Raw genomic sequence first — 1,600 nt, 5'->3', positions numbered from 1 at the left:
GCTAGCAAGATGAGGATTCCTAAGAGACTGTAAAGCAGTCCATTGGACTCGAAGAAGACGGTTTCTTGGAAAAGACGTCCTGCATATTGAAATCCTTTGGTTGCTGCTTTGTCCAGTAAATTCATTAATTGTGTATCATTGAGTGGATTTGTTATGAGCGCTTTTGATAACTCATAGGGCATTTGTGTGATCAAAATGGCAATTTCACTCTGATAAAGTCCTGTGGTAAGAGCTATTGAAGTAATAATACTTATCCGTAGGAAACGGTTTACGAACCCGGAGAGAGGCATATCTATAGCGCCACGAATGATGAGCCATCCGTAGATGATGAAAGCGATTGTGATTCCAATTGAAACAAAGGGTGTAATTGTAGCTATTGTTTTTGAGGAAATGTCCGTGACATATGTTTTTGTTATCTGATCAATTTTATTGAAAAGTTGCGTGAACACTGTAAAGTCCATGGAATTCCTCTTTAATGAATTTTCAACTTTTTATCACCTTGGAACATAGATATATGCTAAACGCTTCATTTGCATGTATACATTACCTAAGTGTTTTCAGCACGATATCTTGGCTTTGATAAAATCTTTGTGCTTCTCTTAATTGTTCAGAGAGTACTGAACCTTCTACATCGGCTTTTGTTTTCATCGTATGGTAGGCATTCCTTTTTTTTCATGATCAAAAATTTTCATATCAAGTTCGCGTCTTTTCCTTTTGATAAGTGATTTCTCAGCCTTACGTAAATGTGCTACCATTTGTACCTTTATAGATTCATTTTGGATCATGGCTAACGAACCATCGATATGTGCTTGAAGATCTGCAATATCTTTCAGGTTTTCTTTTGTTTGAAGTTCATTAAATAGACTTTTGAGGTATTGAAAACGATTTTCTACGTTTTCAAAAGTTTCTAAACTTACAGCTTTATCTAGTATCGATGCAAATTGTAAACGCCCCGAAATAGTTTTGCCCATTTGATCAAAAGGCCCAGAAACTTTGTTTTCGTCCTCTAATACCTCTTGATATGATTTCCTTGAAAGCTTATCACTCTTATAGAACGATTCTGGTTCTTTGAGAAAAAAACTAGAAAAATCTATAGTTTTAGGTCCAGTTTTTTGACTATTTGTTATAGCCTGATAGGTTTTTTCTGTTTGCGAAAGTTGTTCTTTTTTCAACTCAAGCTGTTTTTTTAAGAGCTCAATAATTTCCCCTTTTTTTAATAGATTAGTAAGCTCCAGATATTCTGCTGGTAGAGCAGGTGGTGGGGCTGAGTCCTTATGTGACGAGAGGTCATAAGATACGCTTGTAACTGCATCCGCATGTGCTAGATTTAGCATTCCCAAAAGGGTAATCATTCCTGTTATAATAAATCGCTTTTTCATCTGTCTCCTCGCTTAATTTCGGCAGGGATTGTTTTATTAATAGGCACACGGTTTCTATCATTGGGCTGTTTTAGCTTTGGTGCTAATGCACAAGCCGATAAAATGTTTGCAATCAAAATTACAAGTATGATTGACTTCATTTTGACATGACTCTTTTTACTGTTATACACATTCTGATATTTGTTGTCATTATTATAATTTTGACACTAAAGTAAAGTGTA

The 1,600-nt window shown here is 35.4% G+C and carries 3 protein-coding genes; all 3 read right to left on the bottom strand.

The features are described from left to right. Positions 1-461, bottom strand: a 461-nt coding sequence (locus tag ACFINL_RS09610) for a type IV secretion system protein (RefSeq protein WP_375612647.1), incomplete at its 3' end; no start/stop codon positions are given. 183 nt (positions 462-644) lie between these two features. Then, on the bottom strand, positions 645-1,379 hold the full coding sequence (locus ACFINL_RS09605; protein WP_375651479.1) for a type IV secretion system protein: 735 nt from the start codon (positions 1,377-1,379) through the stop codon (positions 645-647). Further along, a complete protein-coding gene (locus tag ACFINL_RS09600; protein ID WP_273791745.1) occupies positions 1,376-1,519 on the bottom strand; it encodes a TrwH protein in 144 nt (47 codons plus the stop codon). Before ACFINL_RS09600 ends, ACFINL_RS09605 begins: the two co-directional genes overlap by 4 nt. Positions 1,520-1,600 lie beyond the last annotated feature (81 nt).

Origin of the sequence: Bartonella sp. AA78NXGY, assembly GCF_042197005.1 — a bacterium.
Classification (GTDB): Bacteria; Pseudomonadota; Alphaproteobacteria; order Rhizobiales; family Rhizobiaceae; genus Bartonella.
The sequence above is the reverse complement of the archived record's forward strand: the minus strand, read 5'-3'. Positions and strand labels throughout refer to the sequence as shown.